The organism is Romboutsia sp. 13368, assembly GCF_018336475.1.
In the GTDB taxonomy this organism is placed as follows: domain Bacteria; phylum Bacillota; class Clostridia; order Peptostreptococcales; family Peptostreptococcaceae; genus Romboutsia.
Map to the genome: position 1 here is coordinate 697,412 of NZ_CP048741.1, position 828 is coordinate 698,239.

Below are 828 nucleotides of genomic sequence, written 5' to 3' on the forward strand. Positions count from 1 at the left end.
TAAAAGAGAATAGGTAATATGAACTTTGAGTAAAATTTATTCAAGTAATTAAATATTTACAAATTAAAGGCTTAAATTAGGAGGTCAAAAATGAGAAATAGTTATAAAAAATTATGTGCAATCATAGCAGTATGTATAAGTTTAATCTCTAATAATTTTGTATTTGCAGAAACTAATGAAGAAATATATATGAAAGAAAATAAATTAATAATAGAAAATTTAAGTGCAAATTTAAGTAATGCACCTCATACTGGTAATATAAATCTTGATTATTTATATCAGATGCTTCAACAAAATAAAGGATCTATTGATATGGCTAAAAATTTACTTAATAACAACGGTGAAGATAATAGCGAGAATAATAAAGAGGTTGACCAAATAGCTAAAGATACGATAAAAAATGAAACAATAAGTATAGCAAGTATAGAAGGGATAATGAAAACTTTAATTGATAACTTAACAGAAGATAAAGCAAAAGAAAGCTCATATATGAATGAATATAATAGTATTTTAAAAGAGATGATTTCAAATTTTGAAAGTCTTAAACCAACAGGAGATATAAATAAAGATTTTTTACAAACAATGATAGTACATCAAGAAGGTACAATAAAAATAGCAAATTCAATAATAAAATATACAGATAATATAGAGGTTAAAAAAATAGCTGAAAATGATATTACAACTAAAAAAGCTAATATAGAGAATATGAAAAAAATTATAGATAATAAGGTAGATGATAATAAAAAACAGAATARTAAGTAAAATAAAAAGACTAGTATTTTGATAAAATTAACAAATATAGTCTTTATAGTGTATCGTTTTTGATAA

General features: G+C 21.9%; 1 protein-coding gene. It reads left to right on the forward strand.

The window, feature by feature from the left end; translation table 11 throughout:
• Positions 1–90 precede the first annotated feature (90 nt).
• Positions 91–762, forward strand: coding sequence for a DUF305 domain-containing protein (locus G3997_RS02770; RefSeq protein ID WP_296647736.1), 672 nt, complete (start codon positions 91–93; stop codon positions 760–762).
• Positions 763–828 lie beyond the last annotated feature (66 nt).